Raw genomic sequence first — 18,767 nt, forward strand, 5'->3', positions numbered from 1 at the left:
ATGAGCCGCATCCTGGTCGTCGACAACTACGACTCGTTCGTCTACACGATCGTCGGGTACCTGGACCAGCTCGGCGCCGAGACCGTCGTCGTGCGGAACGACGCCGTGCCGCCGGTCTCCGAGCGCGGGGAGTTCGACGGGGTCCTCGTGTCGCCCGGCCCGGGCACGCCGTCCGAGGCCGGCGCGTCCATGCAGGTGATCCGCGACTGCGCCGAGTCCGGCACGCCCATGCTCGGGGTCTGCCTCGGGCACCAGGCGCTCGGCGAGGTGTTCGGCGGCACCGTCACCCACGCCCCGGAGCTCATGCACGGCAAGACCAGCCTGGTGTCCCACGAGGGCCACGGCGTCTTCGAGGGCCTGCCGACGCCGTTCACCGCGACCCGGTACCACTCGCTGGCGGTCGTGGACGACACGGTCTCGTCGGACCTGGAGGTCACCGCGCGGGCGAACGGCATCATCATGGGCCTGCAGCACCGCACCCTGCCGCTGCACGGCGTCCAGTTCCACCCGGAGAGCGTCCTGACGGAGGGCGGCCACCGCCTCCTGGCGAACTGGCTGACCCTGACGGGCGAGGCGGACGCGGTCGCCCGCTCCGCGGGCCTGCACCCCCTGGTCCGCCCGTAGCTCGAGCTGCTCGCCCTCCGCCGCGCGCTGGCTGAGCGCCGAGTTCGGTGTGTGCAGCCGAGTTCGGTGGCAGGAAGCACCGAACTCGGCTGAAGTCACCGAACTCGCGGGCGCCGCCGGTGGACGGTTGCGCCGACCGAGCCGTCCACAGGGGTGCGGGACGCGCGCGGGGGCTCCGATCTGGGGACCGTGGGGAGGTCCCCGGCGGCCGGGCCGCCAGCCTGGGGGCATGAGCCCCTCGAGCCCCGTCGTGAACCACCCGCCCTCGACCGCCGAGCGACGGGACCCCGTCGGAGCGACCACCCGCCCCGGGACCGCGCGGCGTCCTGATGACCGGCCGCCCGGTCGCGCGTGGACCGTTGTCGTGCGACCGGCGGTCCCGGAGGTCGTGCTCGCCGCGGACGTACCGGTGGAGGACCTGCAGCGACGGATCCGTCGCGGGACGCTCGTGCGCGTCGGGCGCGGGGCGTACGCCCCGTCGTGGGAGGGCCTCGACCCCCACGCCTCCGCGCAGCACCTGCTGCTGTGCCGCGCGGCCGCGGTGCACGCACGCCGGACCGGGGAGCACTGGTTCAGCCACACCACCGCAGCCGTGCTCTGGGGGTGCTCCCTGATCACCGTGCCCCGGCACGTGGACGTCACCGGGCCCGTCCGCCGGCGCGCGGTCCCGAAGGATCGGTCCGACGGCGTGCGTGACCACTTCGCGGTGATGTCGACAGGTGACGTGAGCCGGTCGCTCGCCCTTCCGACCACCTCGCTGGAGCGCACCGTCGTCGACTGCGCCGCGACGCTCCCGGGCGCGGAAGGACTCGCCGCCGCCGACTCGGGGCTGCGCGCGGGAGCCGACCCGGCCGAGCTCCGCCGGATCGTCGAGCGTCGGGCCGGGAGCCCCGGGATCCGGCGCGCGCGCCTCGTGCTCGGCATGGCCGACGCCCGGGCGGAGTCGGTCGGGGAGTCCCGGCTCCGGTGGATCCTCGCCGCGTCCGGGTCGCCGTGCCCCGATCTGCAGGTGCCCGTCCGGACCGTCGGCGGGTGGCGGTGGGTCGACGTGGGCTGGCCGGAGGAGCGGGTGGCGGTGGAGTTCGACGGCCGCGTGAAGTACGGCACGGACGGCTGTGCGGCAGCCGACGCGCTGTTCCAGGAGAAGCGACGGCAGCACGCGATCGAGGACGAGGGCTGGACGGTCCTCCGCGTCACCTGGCGTGACCTGGACCGACCAGCAGAGGTGGTGCAGCGCGTCCGCCGGGCTCTGCGATCCGCCCGCCGACGGCGCGGTTGACCCGGCCCGCTCACGGGTCCTCGTCGGTTCGGTGGTTCTCGCCCGGTTCGGTGGTTGCAGGCACCGAACTCGGCTGGGGGTACCGAACTCGTCGGGGTAGCGGCGCAGGCAGGCGGACCGGGGAGACGACGCGGGCCCCGATCCGCCCGGAGGGGATCGGGGCCCGCGCGGAGCCGGGTGTCGGTGCTCAGCCGCTGTTGCCGCCGTTGCCCTGGTTGCCGCCCGTCGGGTTCGGGCCCGAGGACAGGGTCAGGGTGACCGTGCTGTTGAGCGGGACCGTCGAGCCCGCGCGCGGGTCGGACGACAGGACCGTCCCGGCCGGCTGGTTGGACGGGTCGTCGGAGGACACGGCGTCGACCTGGAGGCCGAGGCCCTGGAGCTGCGCGGTGGCGTCCGCCTCGGACTTGCCGACGATGTCGTTCGGGATCGTGACGGTCGTCGGGGCGGTGGCGATCACGAGGTTCACCGTCGTGCCCTGCGGCACGAGGCCCGCGGCCCGGTCCTGCCGGATCACGGTGCCGGGGGCGACGTCCGCGCTCTCCTCGGACGAGGTGTTGGCCGTCAGCTTGAGGCCGTTCAGCGTCTGCTTCGCGGCGTCCTCGGTCTGACCGGCGAGGTCCGGGAGCTGGACGAGTCCCGAGGAGATCACGAGCGTCACCGACGACCCCTCGGCGACCGACTGCGTCGCGGCGGGCTCGGTGCCCAGCGCCCGTCCCTCGGGCTGCGCGGGGTTGTCGTCCTCGCGGACGGTGCCTACGACCAGCCCCGCGTCGGTGAGCTGCTGGCGCGCCTGGTCCTGGGTCAGCCCGGAGACGTCCGGCACCGTGACGGCGTTCGGCCCGGTCGAGACCCACATCGTGACCGAGGAGCCGTCCTCGGCCTCCGTGCCGCCGGCCGGGTCGGTGCGGGTGACCGAGCCCTCGGGCACGTCGGCGCTGGTCTCGGCCTGCCGGTCCACCTCGAAGCCCGCGCCGGTCAGCGCCGTGGTCGCGTCCGCCTCGGCCTGACCGGTGACGGTCGGCACGGGGACCATGACGACGTCCGGCTCCCGGTCCTGCGTCAGCAGCCAGATGAGGCCGCCCACGGCGAGGACCGCGATCACGCTGAGCGTGATCCACAGCCACCGCTTGGACTTCTTCTCCTCGTCCGGCTCCTCGTCGGTCTGCGCGGGCAGCACCGACGTGCCGGGGCCGGTGGGCGCCCACGCGGGGGCGTCGCCGGGCATCACCTGGGTCGCGGCCGCGTCGGGCGCGAGCACCTGCGTCGCGGCACCGGCGCCCAGCGCCGCGGCGGCCACGGCGGGCGCGGACACGGCACCGCCGCGGGCGGCGGCCTCGAGGTCGGCGCGGAACTCGGCGGCGGACGAGTAGCGGGCGTCCCGCTCCTTGGCCAGCGCCTTCGCCGTGATCCGGTCGAGCACCTCGGGCACGTCGGAGGCGACCGAGGACGGGGCGGGGGCGATCTCACGGACGTGCTGGTAGGCGACGGCCACGGGGGAGTCGCCGATGAACGGCGGTCGGCCGGTCAGCAGCTCGAACAGCAGGCAGCCGGCCGAGTACAGGTCGGAGCGGGCGTCGACGGTCTCGCCGCGGGCCTGCTCGGGCGACAGGTACTGCGCGGTGCCGATGACGGCCTGCGTCTGCGTCATGGTGGCCGCGGAGTCGGCGACGGCGCGCGCGATGCCGAAGTCCATCACCTTGACGGCACCGGTCGGCGTCAGCATGACGTTCGCCGGCTTGATGTCGCGGTGCACGATGCCCGCGTGGTGGGAGTACTCGAGCGCCGACAGCACGCCGGCGGTGATCTCGATGGCCTCCTCGATCGGCACGGCCTGGCCGTCGCGGAGGATGTCGCGGACCGTGTGGCCCTCGACGTACTCCATGACGATGAACGGCACGTGCGCGGTCGCGCCCGTCGGCTCGGTGTACACGTCCTCGCCGGTGTCGTACACGGCGACGATGGACGGGTGGTTGAGGCCTGCCGCGGCCTGCGCCTCGCGGCGGAACCGCGCCTGGAACGACGGGTCGCGCGCGAGGTCGGAGCGCAGGATCTTGATCGCCACGGTGCGCCCGAGGCGCGCGTCGTGCCCGATGTGCACCTCGGCCATGCCACCACGGCCGATGAGCTCACCGACCTCGTACCGTCCGGCGAGGATCCGGGATCCGTCGTCCACCACTAGGCGTCCTTCGCTGTCGTCGTCTGCGCGTCCGGCGCGGTTGCGCCGGGCAGTGCTCGCCAGATCATCCCACCCTCGGTGGTTGCCCGGGTGTACTCGCTGGTACCCACGGGGGCGAGCGACCCCGTGTCACCCGTCAGGCGGTCGGCCAGCGCGGCGCCGAGGAGCGCCACGACGAGCACGGCGAGCACCAGGAGCGGCCAGCGGACGTGGAACCGCCCGCCGCCGGCGCCCCGCTGCACGCGGGCGTGCGCGCGGGTCGTCGGGTTGCTGTGCGCGCCGCCGCGGCCACCGGTCGCGCGGTAGGTCGGCGCCGGCGCGGCCGTGCGGGCGCCCGTGGTGGGCCGTCCCGTCCGCGGGTCGAACGACGGCGGGGTGTCCGTCGCGGTCGCCGCCGGGGAGGAGGCCGACCCGCGCACCCGCATCGCACCGGCCTCGCTGGGCCGCGAGCCGGTCGCGCGCGACTCGCCGGCCGTCTCGCGCGCGCCCGACCGGGCGCCCGCGCCGGCGCCGGAGGCAGAACGCCCCGGCACGATCGACACCGGCGGGCTGCCGCCGGCGGGCGTGTGCGGGACGAGCGCGTCGAACAGGTCCGCGAGCTCGTCGGCGGTCCGGGGCCGGTCGGCCGGGTCCTTGGCGAGCAGCCGCATGACCAGCCGGGCGATCTGCCGGTCCACCGAGGGCGGCAGGGGCGGGACGGGGGTGTTCACGTGCGCGACCGCGATGTCGACGGCGGTCGGCCCGGTGAACGGCCGGTGCCCGACCAGCGCCTCGTAGGCGACGATCCCGAGCGCGTACATGTCGGACGCCGCCGTGGCGGGGCCGCCGACGGCCTGCTCGGGCGACAGGTACTGCGCGGTGCCCATCACCATGCCGGTGGCGGTCATCGGGACCTGGTTGCTGGACAGCGAGACGCCGAAGTCGGTGATCTTCACCTTGCCCGTGGGCGTGATGAGGATGTTCCCGGGCTTCACGTCGCGGTGCACGACGCCGGCCTCGTGCGCGGCGTGCAGCGCCCGCGCGGTCTGCGCCAGGATCGGCAGCAGCCGGCGCGGCGGCAGCACGGGCTCGCGCTCGAGCAGGTCGCTCATGGGCTCGCCGACGATGAGCTCCATCGCCAGGAAGGCGGACCCGTCCTGCTCGCCGTAGTCGAACAGCGCCGCGATGCCGGCGTGCGACAGGCTGCCGGCGTTGCGGGCCTCGGTGCGGAACCGCTCGAGGAACCCGGTGTCGCCGGCGTACTCCTCGCGCAGCACCTTGATGGCGATGTCGCGCGCCAGGGACTCGTCGTGCGCGGCCCAGACCTCGCCCATGCCGCCGACGGCGATCTGCCGGGTCAGGCGGTAGCGCCCGCCCAGCACGACGCCCGGTGCCGGCCTCACGGGTTGACCACCGCCTGCATGACGGCCTTAGCGATCGGCGCGGCGACGCGGCCGCCGGTGGCTTCGGAGCCGACGGAGCCGCCGTGCTCGACGATCACCGCGACGGCGACCTGGGGGTCGTCCGCGGGCGCGAAGCCGGTGAACCAGGCGTGCGGGGCGTCGCCCTCGACGCCCGTCTGCGCGGTGCCGGTCTTGCCGGCCACCGCCACGCCGGGGATCTGCGCGGACGTGCCGGACCCGGACTGCACGACGCCGATCATCATGTCGGTCAGCTGCTGCGCGGTCGCGGGGGAGACCGCCTGCGACAGCTCGGTCGGGTCCGCCTCGCTGACGACGTCGAGGTTGGCGGTGCGCACGGTCTGGACGAGGTACGGCGTCATCAGCGTGCCGCCGTTCGCGATCGCCGAGGCGACCATCGCCATCTGGGTCGGGGTCGCCCGGACGGACTCCTGGCCGATCGCGGACAGCGCGGTCTGGGCGTCGTTCAGGTCCTCCGGGTACCGCGACGCGGCGACCCGCATCGGCACGGTGAGGTCGGTCTGGTCGAAGCCGAACTTCTCGGCCTGCTCGCGGATGGCGTCGTCCCCGAGGTCCACGCCCAGCGACGCGAACGCGGTGTTGCAGGAGATCCGCAGCGCGTCCGCGAGCGTCGTCTGCTGGTTCGCCCCGCAGGACGACCCACCGAAGTTGGGCAGGGTGGTCCGGGTGCCGGGCAGCGTGTAGACGTCGGGCGCGGACAGCACCGAGTCGGGCGTGTAGGCGCCGGACTCCAGGGCCGCCGCGGCGGTGACCAGCTTGAACGTCGACCCGGGCGGGTAGTTCTCGCTGGTGGTCTTGTTGATCAGGGGGTCGCCCTCGGCCGCGAGGAGCTGCTGGTACGCCGCGTTCGCCGCCGTGGTGTCGTGCGTGGCCAGGGCGTTCGGGTCGAAGCCCGGCGTCGAGACCATCGCGAGGATCCGGCCGGTCGACGGCTCCACCGCCACGACCGCGCCCTGCTGGCCGCCGAGCGCGTCGACCGCCGCCTGCTGGGCCGCTGGGTCGATGGTGAGCTCGATGGACGAGCCCTGCGGCTGCGCGCCCGTGATCAGGTCCTGGATGCGCGTCCAGAACAGCGAGTCGGCCTGGCCGGTGAGGACGTCGTTCATCGACCGCTCGAGCTGGGAGCCGCCGTTCACGACCGAGTAGAAGCCGGTGACGGTCGAGTAGAGCTCGGGCTGGCTGTAGGAGCGCTGGAACCCGAACGGGTCGTCGACCGCCGTCGACTGCGCCACGGGCTGGCCGGCCACGATGATCGGGCCGCGCGGCTTGCCGTACTCCCGGTACAGCGTGCGTACGTTGCGCGAGTCGTTGTTCAGCGCGGACGCCTGGCCGAACTGCACCCACGTGGTGCCGGCGAGCAGGGCCAGGAACATGACGACGACGACCGTCGCCAGGCGGCGGAGGGCGGTGTTCACGCGCGACCACCCCCGGACGTGCGGCGCAGCTGCTCGGTGGGCTGGTCGTCGCCGGCGACGGCGACGGGGTTGCGGGCGTCCTCGTCGAGCGGGAGTCCGCCCGCCGGGGTCGACAGGAGCTCGCCGCCGGGCTCGGGCGCGGGGCGGCGGGCGTCGTCGGAGATGCGCAGCAGCAGCGCCGCGACGATCCAGTTGGCCAGGAGCGACGAGCCGCCGTACGCGAGGAACGGCGTCGTCAGGCCGGTCAGCGGGATGATCCGGGTGATCCCGCCGACGACGACGAAGCACTGGAACGCGATGACGAACGCCAGGCCGGCGGCGAGCAGCTTGCCGAAGCCGTCCCGGACGCCGATCGCGGTGCGCAGCCCGCGCTGGCACAGCACCAGGTAGATCGTGAGGATCGCCATGAGCCCGGTCAGGCCGAGCTCCTCGCCGAGCGACGCGATGATGAAGTCCGACTCGGCGAACGGCACCAGGTCGGGCCGGCCCTGGCCCCAGCCGGTGCCGAACAGCCCGCCGCTGGCCAGCCCGAACAGGCCGCGCACCAGCTGGCCGGAGCCACCCGGGGACCGCTCGAACACGTCCTGGTCGAGCGCGTGCAGCCAGATGTGGAACCGGGCCGCGACGTGCCCGAACGCGGTGGTCGCGAAGGCGACGCCGCCGGCGAACATCACCATGCCGATGACGATCCAGGACAGCCGCTCGGTCGCGACGTAGAGCATCGCGACGAACAGGCCGAACAGCAGGAGCGAGGTGCCGAGGTCGCTCTGCAGCACCAGGACGGCGATCGAGGCGGCCCAGACGACGATGATCGGGCCGAGGTCGCGCAGGCGGGGGAGCTGGAGGCCGAGCACCTTCGGACCCGCGAGGGCGAGCGTGTCGCGGTGCGTGACCAGGTAGCCGGCGAAGAACACGGCCAGCGCGATCTTGGCCAGCTCGGCCGGCTGCAGGGAGAACCCGAGCGCGCGGACCCAGATCCGCGCACCGTTGATCGTGACGCCGAGCCCCGGGACCAGCGGCAGCACGATGAGCGCGAGGCCGACGACCATCGCGGTGTACGTGTACCGGCGCAGGGTGCGGTGGTCGCGCAGCACCACGAGGACCACGCACGCGAGCACGACCGAGATCGCCGACCACGCGAGCTGCTTCCCGGCGAACATCTCGGTGCCGCCGCGGGCCTCGCGGGCCAGGTCGATCCGGTAGATCATCGCCAGGCCGATGCCGTTGAGCGCGATCACCGCCGGGAGGATCACCGGGTCCGCGTAGGGCGCGCGCCAGCGCAGCACGAGGTGCACGACCAGGGCCAGCCCGGCCAGACCGGCGCCGTACCCGAGCACGTCGGCGGGGAGCTCGTCGGTCGCGCCCAGGCCGACCAGCGCGTACGCGGCGATCGCGATCGCCAGCGCCAGGACCAGCAGGGCCAGCTCGGTGCCGCGGCCGGCGCGCACGCGGTGCGCTTCCACCGTGGCCATCAGGGTCCCGCCGGCGGGGCGGTGGCTGCCGGGTCCACCGGGGCTGCGGGGGTGGTCGGGGCGGGCGTGGGGCTCGGCTCCGGCTCCGGCTCCGCGTCCGCGGCGAGCGACTCGACGCGCTCGCGGGCGTCGGCCAGCGTCGCGGTGTGGATCGTCTGCTCGAGGCGCTCGCGCACGAACGCGCGGGCAGGTCGTCGACGACGACGTCGCTGGTCTCGACGACCTCCGACAGGGACAGCGGTCCGACCGACTGCGGGATGCCGCGGTAGATCGCGACCACCTCGCCGTCGACCCCGACGTAGTACTGGGTCTGCGTCCACCGGTAGAAGCCGAACGCGGCCCCGGCCAGGACCACGACGGCGAGCAGGCTCAGCACGACGCGGCGCGCCCGCCGCCGCCGGCGCGTGCGGCGCTCGTCGGGGTCGTCCTCCGCGTCGTCGGCGTCGTCCACGACGGCCACGCCCCCGCCGGGGGTGCTGGCCTGCCGGGACAGCTCGGCGGCGCGCGCGGCGGGCCCGTCCTGCGCGGCGGTCGGGCGGTTGCGCGAGACGGCCGCCGACCCGACGACCACCGCGTTCGTGGTCGGGCCGGCGCCGTCGCGGACCTCGTTGAGCTCCAGCACGTCGGCGACCACCACGGTCACGTTGTCGCCGCCGCCCGCGCGCAGCGCGAGCTGGACCAGCCGCTCGGCGCACGTGTCGACGTCCGGCAGCTCGTACAGCGTCCGGGCGATCGTCTCCCCGCTCACGAAGCCCGACAGCCCGTCGGAGCACAGGAGCCAGCGGTCGCCCGCGCGCGCCTCGCGGACGGACAGGTCCGGGGCGATGTCGACGTCGAAGTCGCCGAGGACGCGCATGACGACGGAGCGCTGCGGGTGGGTCTCGGCCTCCTCGGGCGTGATCTTGCCCGTGTTGACCAGGTGCTGGACGAAGGTGTGGTCGGTCGTGACCTGGGTGAGCACGCCGTCGCGCAGCAGGTAGCCGCGGGAGTCGCCGAGGTGCACCATCGCGAGCTTGTTGCCGGCTCGCAGGATCGCGGTGACCGTGGTGCCCATCCCGGCGAGCTCGGGGTTCGACTCCGAGCGGCTGATGATCTCCTCGCGGGCCTCCTCGAGCGCCCGCTCGAGCTCGTCCAGCGCGTCGTCCGGGCCGTGCGACTCGCCGTCCAGCGGGGCGAGGGCGGCGATCGCCACGGACGACGCGACGTCGCCCCCGGCGTGCCCGCCCATGCCGTCCGCGACGACCAGGAGGTGCGGACCGGCGTAGGCGGAGTCCTGGTTGTTCGACCGGACCAGCCCCACGTCGGACCGGGCGGCGTACCGCAGCGCGATGCCCACGATCCCCGCTACCCCTGCAGCTCGAGGACGCTCTGGCCGATGCGGATCTGCGCACCGGGGCGGACCGGCACCGCGTCCGTGACCTTCTGGTCGTCCAGGAAGGTGCCGTTGGTCGACCCCATGTCCTCGACCAGCCACTGACCGCCCTCGGGGTACACCCGCGCGTGCCGGGAGGACGAGTAGTCGTCGTCGAGCACCAGCGTGCAGGACGGGGCGCGGCCGATCAGCACGGCCGACGACCCGAGCGGGAGCGTCGTCCCGCGCAGCGGGCCCTCGGTGACGACGAGGCGGGTCGGACCGCTCTTGCGGCCGCGGCCGCGCTCGGGCGCCGGGGCCGCGGCAGGGGCCGTGGCGGGGCCCGCGGCCGGTGCCGCGGCGCGCGGCTTGCGGCGGCTCGTGATGCGGGTCCCGTACAGGTCCCGGCGCAGCACCCCGATCGCGGACAGCACGAAGGCCCACAGGAGCACGAGGTAGCCCAGGCGGAGCAGGGTGACCGTCAGCTCACTCATGCGTGCCTTGCGTGCCGTGGCTCACTCGTCCTGGTCCTGTCCGTCGCCGTCGCCCGTCCAGAACATGATGCGGGTCCGGCCGATGGTGAGCGTGTTCCCGTCCAGGAGTGTCGCGGCGGGGACCTGGTGGCCCTCGACGAACAACCCGTTGGTGGACCCGAGGTCCGAGGCGACGACGCCCTGCGACGAGACGCGGATCTCGAGGTGCCGGCGGGACACGCCCGGGTCGTCCACCACGATGTCGGCCTCCGAGCCGCGGCCGATGACCGTGACCGGGCCGGTCAGCAGGTAGCGCTGGCCGTCGATGTCGATGAGGGGGTGCCGCGGGCTCGGGGCGGCGGTCGTCGCCGGGGCGGCCGCGCCGCGCACCGTCGCCGACTTCACCCGGAACCGGCCGGTCTCGAGGTCCTCGTACTCGTGGAACGCCACCGTCACGGGGCCGACGAACGCGTACCGCTGGCCCGTCGCGTGCTCGGTGACGTTCGCGGCCAGCTCGTCGGCCAGCGCCTCGGCGCCCCAGGCCTCGACCTGGTCGTAGTCCGACGGCGACAGCTCCAGCGTGAACTCGTTCGGCACGACCGTCCGGTCGCGGCCGACGACGGCGGCCCGGTCGTCGACCTCGCGGCGCAGCGCGCTCGCCAGCTCGACGGGCTTCACCTCGCTGCGGAAGGCCTTGGCGAACGCGGTGTTCACCACGCGCTCCACACCGTGCTCGAACCGGTCCAGGATGCCCACGCCCACCACCTCCTCACCGCACGCGCGAACGGTCGGGCGCGAACCTGCACCCGACACACTGCGTCGATGGTAGCCGCGGACCAGGTCCGGAGGCTCTCCCTGGGGACGACGGGTGTGGCGCGTCCCTGGTGAAGGGCTCGCGGCGGGGTGTGCGCGGGGCGTGCAGGCAGGGCCCCGGGGCGCCGCCGAGGGGGTGGTCAGGAGGGCCCCCGGAATCGTGTTAATCTTCTGCGGCGCGCGAGTGGCGGAACGGCAGACGCGCTGGCTTCAGGTGCCAGTGTCCGAAAGGGCGTGGGGGTTCAAATCCCCCCTCGCGCACACATGACGGGGAACCCCCGGTCGGAGAGATCCGGCCGGGGGTTCTTCGCGTCCGGCGTCGAGCGTGCGGTCGCCAGGATCGCGCCGGAGCGACCGGCTCACGGATCGCGGCGACCGCGACGGACGTCGACCGCCCACGAGATCCACGCGATCGCCAGCACAGTGGACGTCGTCACCGTCTGGAGGACGGGAGGTCGCGGGTGGCGACGGCCACCACGAGCAGGGCGACCCAGCACGCCGACGCGACGCTCAGCAGCACGAGCAGTCCGCGTCGCCTCTCGCGGCTCATCCGGCCGGGGCACGATCACACCGGCGTCGGCTCGGGGAGGTCGTCGCGCCGGTCGTCCCGCGTGGCGGCCGGCGTGCGCGGCGGCAGCGCGACGGTGACCGGGAAGCGTCGACGCCCGGCGTGGTGGCTGGGCAGCTCGACCCCGCGGTACATCAGATCCGCGAGCAGAGCCGTGACGCCGAACGCCGCGAGCCCGCCGATGACGAGCTGGACCGGCGTCCCGCCGGGCAGCAGCGCCACGACCGGGGCGCCGACGAGCAGGACCGGCTGGTGCAGCAGGTAGGTAGAAGCTGAACGACCGCGCGCCGAACCGGTCCAGGACCGTGCCCCCGAGCGCCCGGCCGAGCGGCCCGGCGAGCAGCAGCACCGCGCTCGACCCAGCGGCGGCCCATGCCACGCCGGTGAACACCCCGAGGTCGAGGGTCGAGGTGCCGAGCGCGGCCAGGGTGGCGATCGCGAACACGACCAGGCCGCGGCGAACCGACCAGGTGAAGCCGGCGCGGATCGCCACGGCGCACGCCATGCCGGCGACGAACTGGTCGAGCCGGGCCGGGACGACGAGGTCGGAGCCGAGGGGCGCGGGGCCGCCGAGCGCGCCCGACCCGCGCCAGGCCAGGTCGAGCGCGACCGCCCCGATGAGCACGGGGACGATGCCCCAGCGGCGCCACGCGAGGACCAGGAGCGGGAACAGCAGGTAGAGCTGCACCTCGAGCGCGACGGACCACAGGGACCCGTTGATGGTGCCGACCTCGCCGGGCACCCACGCCTGCCCGGTGACGAGGTGCAGCAGGACGTCCCCGAGGGACGCCTGCCGGGCGACGGTCAGGTGCCAGGTCGCCGGGAGCAGCGCGAGCACGGCGGCGATCGCGAGGGCGACGTAGTACGGCGGCAGGATCCGCCACGCGCGGCGGCCGTAGAACTGCGGGACCCGCAGCGGCCGCCGATGCCCGGCGAGCGGGAGGGCGAGGCAGAACCCGGAGATGACGATGAACACGTCGACGCCGTGCGCTCCGGCCGCGACGAGCTGCGGGAGCTTGCCCGGCAGGTCGAGGAAGCCCCAGTAGCCGCCGATGTGGCAGATGAACACGGCGATCGCGGCCAGTCCGCGCAGGGCGTCGACCCCCTCGACGCGCGCACTCGTGGTGGTCTCGATCGTCACGTCGCCCCCTGGCGTCCCGCCCTGCCCGTGCCTCGCTGCTGGTGAGGGCACCCTGTCACAAAGCGGACATATCAGGCGTAGCCGCGGGTGCGGTTCACCTGAACGGACCTGTCGCGGTCCTTCCCCTGGTCGCCGTGGGTGCGCGGATCACCGACGTCCCGCCCGCCCGCCCGTCCGGCATCGAGGCCGGTGGTCACGCGTCCGGGAAGAACCAGCCGGCCATCTGCCGGACGGTCTCCGCGCCCCCCGTCGGGGAGCTCGCAGGCAGCGGCTCCGCCGCCGACGGGGCCGGGACTTCCCGGGCGATCCGGCGGGCGCGCGGCAACTTCTCCAGCGAGTGCACCCGGAACGTCGCGCGCCCGTCCCGCCGCGGCTGCACGGCCGTCCCGACGGCGTCCGGCGACGGGAACGCGGCGTGCACGCCGGCGAGGTACTCCACCAGGACGCACCGCCGGGGCTCCGTCAGCGCCTCGCCGTGCACGTACGCGGTGACCCACCGGTCGTCCGCGAGGCGGATCGCGTACACGTCGCCGGCCTCGGCCTGCCCGGTCCCCACGTGCGGCGGCAGCGCGGCCCCCGTCCGCGGCGTACGCAGGAGCGCAGGGATCGCGACGGTGGCGGTCGCGGCCCGCTCGGGCACGGGCGTCGGCCCGGGGGCGTCCAGGTCCACGGCCGAGGTCCCGAGGTGGCCGAACACCCGCTCCACCACGTCCTCCCGCAGCCCGTGGTCCGAGTCCCACCAGGCCAGCGGCGCCTGCACCTCCACCCGCACGCTCGGCCGCTGGTCGCGCTCGGCGAAGGTCGTCCACCGCTCGACCATGCCGGGGCGCCCGGCCGTCGCGACGACCCCGACCAGCGCCAGCTCCTCGAGCACCGACTGGTACGCCCACACCGACGCCGTCGGCAGCACCCCGGTCCGCTTCAGCGCGTCCCGCGCCTTCGACGGGCGGGTGCGGGGCGGCAGGGTGCGCAGGGTGGTGAGGAGCGCGCGCAGCGCCCAGACGTCGTAGTCGGTCGGCTCGGGGCCGGCGTGACCGGCGACGTCGTCGAGCGCGAGGACGTGCTCGGCGACGGCGCCGTCGATCGGCGCGCCCTGGGTGTGGCGCTGCCAGCGCTCCTCGGCGACGTCGAGCCCGTGGCCCTCCCGGTGCCCGCACACCCGGCACACGTCGGAGGTGGCGGAGTACGGCTCCGCCGGGTGCACCGGGAGGACGCTGCCGACTGCGACGCCGGTCAGCGCGCTGCGCCAGCCGAACGGCGCGGACCACAACCCCGCCGCCCAGGCGGACGCGGCGTCCTGGAGCGACCACCGCGCCGCGTGCGCGCGGAGCGCCGCGACCGCGTCGTCGTGCGCGGGGCCGGGCTGCCCCGGCACCCGGCTCCCCGCCTCGGCGGGGCGCAGGTCGGCGATGAGGGCGGCGTGCGTGGGTGCGGTCACCCGCCGCATCCTCGCTGGTCGGGCGGACCGAGGCCAGCCTCCTCGGAGGAGTGGTCGCCGCGTGCGCCGCCGCTCCCGCGGGGCGCTATCCCGGGCCGACGACGGCGGCCTCGCGCGACGCCAAGACGTCGAGCGCGTGCGCCCGGGCGGCGGAGCGCGCCTCGGCGATCGCCCCGGTCACCACCACGTCCGCCCCGAGCGGCGAGATCTCGAGCGCCGGCGCGGGCAGGTGCAGCCCCGGCGGCAGCGCCGCGCGGGCGGCCTCGACCACCTGCTGCACCCCCGCGGACACGGCGCCCGACACGACGATGCGCTCCGGGTCGAACATGCTGCCCAGCACGCTGACGACGCGCGCGAGCATCGCGCCGACCCGCTGCACGACCTGCAGGGCGTCCGGGTCGCCGTCGGCGGCGAGCTCCAGCACCCGGCGCCCGTCGAGGTCCTCGGCGGCGACCTCCGCGAGCGGGCCGCCGGCGACGACCTCGCCGCGCGCGACGGCGTCGGCCGCCCACTCGGCCGCCCGGGCCCCGAGCCCGTACGCCGCGCCGACGCCCTCGACCAGGTCGAAGGCCACCATCTCGCCGACGCCGCCGTGCGCGCCGTGCAGCACCCGGCCGTCGACGACGACCCCCGCACCCAGGCGCTCGCCCGCGAGCAGCGCCACGTAGTTCCGGCTGCCGACCGCTGCACCGCGCGTGCCCTCGGCGACCGCGGCCAGCGAGGCGTCGTTCTCGACGCGGACCAGCGGCGCCCAGGCGAACGCGTCGCGCAGCCCGGGGTTCATCCGGTCCCAGAAGCCGTCCGGGTGCGGGGGCGAGTCGCCGTGGGTGTTGACGGGGGCGGGCACGCCGGCGCACAGGGCGAGCACGTCCACGCGCGTCCGCCCCGCGGCGGCGAGCGCCTCGTCGACCGCGGCGAGGACCGCGGTCCTCCGCACCGCGGGGTCGTCGTGCAGCGGGCCCAGCACCGCCCGGGCGGTGCCGAGCGGCGCGCCGCGCAGGTCGGCGACGGTGGCAGTGACGTGCACCTGCCCGCTGTCGACCCCGACGAGCACGGCGGCGTCGGCGACGAGCCCGAACCGCCGCGCCGGGCGGCCCTTGCGGTACGCCCCGGCGGCACGGGCGTTCGGCAGCTCGCGGAGCAGCCCGGTGGCGGTGAGGGCGTCGAGGGCCTCGATCGCGGTGGACCGGGTCAGCCCGGTCGCCGCGATGACCTCGCTGGCGGTGAGCTCGGCGGCGTCCCACGCGCAGGACAGCACGGCGTCCAGGCTCGCGGGTCGCGGCGCCGCGCGGTGGTGCTGGGTCGTCACAGGTCTTGACCGCCCTTCCTCGGCGCTGACACACTGCCCGAGGCGAGTTGATTTGCCAAGTAGATCTAGTGGGCGACGATGACGTTCGCCCGACCGGTGTCCGCGACGGAGGGGACGATGGTGCAGGGGATCTCTCGACCCGCGGGGCGGACGGGGCGGGTGCGGCGCGTACGCCGGGCCGTCGCGTCCGCGCTCGTGGTCCTGACGAGCGGGGTGCTGCTCGCTGCGTGCGCCGGCGACGGCCGCGACGAGGTGCGGTTCGCGTTCAGCAAGCGCGAGGCGATCGGCTTCATGACGGAGCTGGTCGACGAGTACAACGCCGCGCAGACCGACGTGCGGGTGGTGCTCGACACCTCCGGCGTGGACGTGGTGTCGGCGAGCTTCGTCCGGGGCAACCCGCCGGACATCGCGCTCGCGAACTACAACATGGAGTCGGCGCGGTTCGTGCAGCGCGGGGCGCTGAGCGACCTGTCGGACACGGAGGCGGCCACCCGGATCCGCCCGGACCTGCAGCCGCTGATGGACCAGTACGGGTCGTACCCGGGCCGGACGAGCGCGCTGCCGTACTCCGTCATGGCGGCGTCGGTCATCTACAACGAGCAGATCTTCGCGGAGCAGGGGATCGAGGTCCCGCAGACCTGGGACGAGCTGATCGCCGCCTGCGAGACGCTGCAGGCCGCCGGGATCACGCCGATCTACGCCACGTTCAAGGACGACTGGACGGTCGCGCAGGGCTGGTTCGACTACGCGGTCGGCGGGCAGGTCGACGTGCTCGACTTCTTCGACCGGCTCGCCGAGCAGGGCACCGACGTCGGCCCGGGCAGCGCGGTGTCGTTCGAGCAGGACTTCACCGGCCCGCTGGAGCAGGCGACCGAGCTCGCGCAGTACGTCAACCCGGACGCCGCCAGCCGCGGCTACGGCGACGGCAACCTCGCCTTCGCGCAGGGCGAGGCGGCGATGTACCTCCAGGGGCCGTGGGCGTTCAGCGAGATCGCGAAGACGTCGCCGGACCTCCCGCTCGGCACCTTCCCGCTGCCGATGACCGACGACCCGGACGACCTGGCGGTCCGGGTGAACGTCGACCTCGCGGCCTGGATCCCGGTGGAGGCGAAGCACCCGGAGGCGGCGCGGGACTTCCTCGAGTACCTGTACCGCCCGGAGGTCATCGAGGCCTACAACGCCTCGCAGCTCGGCTTCACGCCGACCACCGACGCCGCGCCGGTCGACGACCCGCGGGTGGCGGGGATGGCGTCGTACTACGAGGACAACCGGGTGTACCAGGGGCCGTCGGTCCTCATCCCCAAGACCATCCCGGTCAACAACTACGCGCAGGCGGTCCTGCTCGGCGGCGACCCCGCCGGGATGCTCCGCACGCTGGACGCGGACTGGGCGCGGCTCGCCTTCCGGCAGCCGGCCCCGGTCACGGAGACGAAGGAGTCGACGCGATGACCAGCACCGTGACCACCGGGACGGCCGCCCGCGCGGCGGCCACCGCCCCACCACCCCGGCGCGCCCGCCGCCGGGTCGAGCCGATCTACTACCTGCTCCTGCTGCCCACCGTCGTCCTGTTCACCCTGGCGATCACGGTGCCGGGGATCATCGGCATCTTCTTCAGCTTCACCGACTCGATCGGCATCGGGGACTGGAGCTTCGTCGGGCTGACCAACTACGTCGCGATGTTCAGCGACCCGGCGATCCTGCAGAGCTACCTGTTCACCTTCGGCTTCGCCGTCGCCACGGTGGTCGTCGTCAACCTGGTGGCGTTCCTGCTCGCGGTGGGGCTGACCTCGCGGATCCGGATGAAGACGGCGCTGCGGACCGTGTTCGTGGTCCCCATGGTGATCAGCGGCATCATCATCGCGTACGTCTTCAACTTCCTGTTCTCGAACTCGCTGCCCGCCGCGGGCGCCGCCACCGGGATCGGGTGGCTGGAGACGAGCCTGCTGGCCAACCCGGACCTGGCCTGGGTCGCGATCGTCCTCGTCACCGCGTGGCAGTCGATCCCCGGGACGATGCTCATCTACATCGCGGGTCTGCTGTCCGTGCCCGGCGACGTGTACGAGGCGGCCGACCTGGACGGCGCGAGCAAGGTCCAGCAGCTGCTCCGGATCACCGTGCCGCTGGTGGCCGGCTACGTCGTCATCAACGTGATCCTCGGGTTCAAGGGGTACCTGAACGCCTACGACATCATCGTCGGCCTCACCAACGGCGGCCCCGGCACCGAGACCCGCAGCGTCGCGATGACGATCATCGCCGGCTTCAACGGCGGCGACTACGCCTACCAGATGGCGAACGCGACGATCTTCTTCGTCGTCGCCGTCCTGATCTCCCTCCTGCAGCTCTCCCTGACGCGCACCCGGAAGGCCTCGTGATGGCGACGCAGACGACGACGGCGGTCGAGGCCGCCCGCGGCACCGGCCGCACCACCGGCCACGTCCGGTCCGAGCGCACGAACTGGTCCGGGACGGTCGTCCTGGTGCTGTGCGCGGTCACCGTCCTGCTGCCGCTCTACGTGACGGTGTCGATGGCGTTCAAGACCCAGGGGCAGGCGGTCGACGGCCAGGCGTTCTCGCTGCCCGCGCCGTTCAGCATCGACGGGTTCGTCGAGGCGTGGAACCTCACGAAGTTCCCGGTCGGCGCGGGGATCTCGCTGCTCGTCACGGCCGGGACGGTCGTGGCGACGATCCTGCTCGCCGCGTTCGCGTCGTACGCGATCATGCGGAACTGGGACCACCGCCTGTTCCGGTACTCCTTCTACTACCTGCTCGCGGCGATGTTCATCCCGTTCCCGGTCGTCGCCCTGCCGCAGATCCAGCTCACCGGCCGCGTCGGCCTGGACAACCCGTTCGGCGTGATCCTGCTGGCGACGATGTTCCAGCTCAGCTTCAGCGTGCTGCTGTTCACGGCGTTCCTGCGGTCGATCCCCGAGGAGCTCGAGGAGAGCGCGCGGCTCGACGGCGCCACGACGTGGCAGACGTTCTGGCGGCTGATCTTCCCGCTGCTGGCGCCGATGAGCGCGACCGTCGGGATCTTCGCGTTCCTGTACGCCTGGAACGACTTCATGATGCCGTCGCTGATCATCTCCGACCCGGCGCTCCAGACCCTTCCGGTGCGGCAGAACCTGTTCCAGAACCAGTTCAGCAACAACTACCACGTGGCGTTCGCCTCGTACCTGATGGCCATGGCGCCCGCGATCGTCGCCTACCTGTTCACGCAGCGCTGGGTGATGGCGGGCGTCACCCAGGGCGCCGTCAAGGGCTGACCCGGCCCCGCCGACCCGCACCCCG

The 18,767-nt window shown here is 74.2% G+C and carries 15 protein-coding genes, 1 tRNA gene and 1 pseudogene; 6 read left to right on the top strand and 11 right to left on the bottom strand.

Going from position 1 to position 18,767, the window contains the following annotated elements; genetic code table 11:
* On the top strand, positions 1-624 hold the full coding sequence (locus FKM96_RS09970) for an aminodeoxychorismate/anthranilate synthase component II (RefSeq protein WP_147795094.1): 624 nt from the start codon (positions 1-3) through the stop codon (positions 622-624).
* 364 nt (positions 625-988) lie between these two features.
* Entirely contained in the window at positions 989-1,903 is a 915-nt protein-coding gene (locus tag FKM96_RS09975; RefSeq protein ID WP_147795095.1) for a hypothetical protein, read from the top strand.
* A 187-nt stretch (positions 1,904-2,090) separates the two neighbouring features.
* Here the strand turns inward: FKM96_RS09975 and pknB are convergent, their stop codons facing one another.
* From pknB to FKM96_RS10010, 8 genes and pseudogenes are all read right to left on the bottom strand, one after another.
* A complete protein-coding gene (gene pknB / locus FKM96_RS09980; protein ID WP_147795096.1) occupies positions 2,091-4,079 on the bottom strand; it encodes a Stk1 family PASTA domain-containing Ser/Thr kinase in 1,989 nt (662 codons plus the stop codon).
* A complete protein-coding gene (locus FKM96_RS09985) occupies positions 4,079-5,461 on the bottom strand; it encodes a serine/threonine-protein kinase (protein ID WP_147795097.1) in 1,383 nt (460 codons plus the stop codon). Before FKM96_RS09985 ends, pknB begins: the two co-directional genes overlap by 1 nt.
* Entirely contained in the window at positions 5,458-6,915 is a 1,458-nt protein-coding gene (locus tag FKM96_RS09990) for a penicillin-binding protein 2 (protein WP_147795098.1), read from the bottom strand. Before FKM96_RS09990 ends, FKM96_RS09985 begins: the two co-directional genes overlap by 4 nt.
* Positions 6,912-8,387: an FtsW/RodA/SpoVE family cell cycle protein gene (locus tag FKM96_RS09995; protein WP_147795099.1), complete on the bottom strand. Its 1,476-nt coding sequence runs from the start codon at positions 8,385-8,387 to the stop codon at positions 6,912-6,914. Before FKM96_RS09995 ends, FKM96_RS09990 begins: the two co-directional genes overlap by 4 nt.
* The gene (locus tag FKM96_RS22205; RefSeq protein WP_371300514.1) at positions 8,387-8,563 is read right to left on the bottom strand and encodes a hypothetical protein; all 177 of its coding nucleotides are present in this window, start codon (positions 8,561-8,563) and stop codon (positions 8,387-8,389) included. Before FKM96_RS22205 ends, FKM96_RS09995 begins: the two co-directional genes overlap by 1 nt.
* 527 nt (positions 8,564-9,090) lie before the next feature.
* A pseudogene (locus tag FKM96_RS22210) lies at positions 9,091-9,615 on the bottom strand (PP2C family serine/threonine-protein phosphatase); the annotation flags it as partial.
* 116 nt (positions 9,616-9,731) lie between these two features.
* Entirely contained in the window at positions 9,732-10,232 is a 501-nt protein-coding gene (locus tag FKM96_RS10005; RefSeq protein WP_147795100.1) for an FHA domain-containing protein, read from the bottom strand.
* A gap of 21 nt (positions 10,233-10,253) precedes the next feature.
* Positions 10,254-10,967: a DUF3662 and FHA domain-containing protein gene (locus FKM96_RS10010; RefSeq protein WP_147795101.1), complete on the bottom strand. Its 714-nt coding sequence runs from the start codon at positions 10,965-10,967 to the stop codon at positions 10,254-10,256.
* Positions 10,968-11,202: 235 nt separating this feature from the next.
* Between FKM96_RS10010 and FKM96_RS10015 the strand changes: the two genes are divergently transcribed.
* A tRNA-Leu gene (locus FKM96_RS10015) sits at positions 11,203-11,285 on the top strand.
* Between the two features lie 98 nt (positions 11,286-11,383).
* Here the strand turns inward: FKM96_RS10015 and FKM96_RS10020 are convergent.
* From FKM96_RS10020 to FKM96_RS10030, 3 genes are all read right to left on the bottom strand, one after another.
* Positions 11,384-12,733 carry an acyltransferase gene (locus tag FKM96_RS10020; protein ID WP_168216943.1) on the bottom strand — a complete coding sequence of 450 codons (1,350 nt, stop codon included), beginning with the start codon at positions 12,731-12,733 and terminating at the stop codon, positions 11,384-11,386.
* Between the two features lie 193 nt (positions 12,734-12,926).
* A complete protein-coding gene (locus FKM96_RS10025) occupies positions 12,927-14,171 on the bottom strand; it encodes a hypothetical protein (protein WP_147795103.1) in 1,245 nt (414 codons plus the stop codon).
* 85 nt (positions 14,172-14,256) lie between these two features.
* On the bottom strand, positions 14,257-15,480 hold the full coding sequence (locus tag FKM96_RS10030) for an ROK family protein (protein ID WP_147795104.1): 1,224 nt from the start codon (positions 15,478-15,480) through the stop codon (positions 14,257-14,259).
* 117 nt (positions 15,481-15,597) lie between these two features.
* Between FKM96_RS10030 and FKM96_RS10035 the strand changes: the two genes are divergently transcribed.
* Genes FKM96_RS10035 through FKM96_RS10045 form a run of 3 tightly spaced genes read left to right on the top strand, consistent with a single transcriptional unit; the run spans position 15,598 to position 18,742 of the window.
* Positions 15,598-16,929 (top strand): extracellular solute-binding protein, encoded by a 1,332-nt coding sequence (locus FKM96_RS10035; RefSeq protein WP_147797044.1) that lies wholly within the window; start codon positions 15,598-15,600, stop codon positions 16,927-16,929.
* Positions 16,926-17,852, top strand: coding sequence for a carbohydrate ABC transporter permease (locus tag FKM96_RS10040; RefSeq protein WP_147795105.1), 927 nt, complete (start codon positions 16,926-16,928; stop codon positions 17,850-17,852). The genes FKM96_RS10035 and FKM96_RS10040 overlap by 4 nt, the downstream gene beginning before the upstream one ends.
* Positions 17,852-18,742 carry a carbohydrate ABC transporter permease gene (locus FKM96_RS10045; RefSeq protein WP_147795106.1) on the top strand — a complete coding sequence of 297 codons (891 nt, stop codon included), beginning with the start codon at positions 17,852-17,854 and terminating at the stop codon, positions 18,740-18,742. Before FKM96_RS10040 ends, FKM96_RS10045 begins: the two co-directional genes overlap by 1 nt.
* Positions 18,743-18,767 lie beyond the last annotated feature (25 nt).

The organism is Cellulomonas sp. Y8, assembly GCF_008033115.1.
GTDB lineage: Bacteria > Actinomycetota > Actinomycetes > Actinomycetales > Cellulomonadaceae > Cellulomonas.

Excerpts from the sequence above, each read along its gene's own strand:
- FKM96_RS09970 (WP_147795094.1), top strand. The coding sequence starts at position 1 with ATGAGCCGCATCCTGGTCGTCGACAACTACGACTCGTTCGTCTACACG.
- FKM96_RS10045 (WP_147795106.1), top strand. The coding sequence starts at position 17,852 with ATGGCGACGCAGACGACGACGGCGGTCGAGGCCGCCCGCGGCACCGGC.
- FKM96_RS10005 (WP_147795100.1), bottom strand. The coding sequence starts at position 10,232 with ATGAGTGAGCTGACGGTCACCCTGCTCCGCCTGGGCTACCTCGTGCTC.
- FKM96_RS10040 (WP_147795105.1), top strand. The coding sequence starts at position 16,926 with ATGACCAGCACCGTGACCACCGGGACGGCCGCCCGCGCGGCGGCCACC.
- FKM96_RS09995 (WP_147795099.1), bottom strand. The coding sequence starts at position 8,387 with ATGGCCACGGTGGAAGCGCACCGCGTGCGCGCCGGCCGCGGCACCGAG.
- FKM96_RS10035 (WP_147797044.1), top strand. The coding sequence starts at position 15,598 with ATGGTGCAGGGGATCTCTCGACCCGCGGGGCGGACGGGGCGGGTGCGG.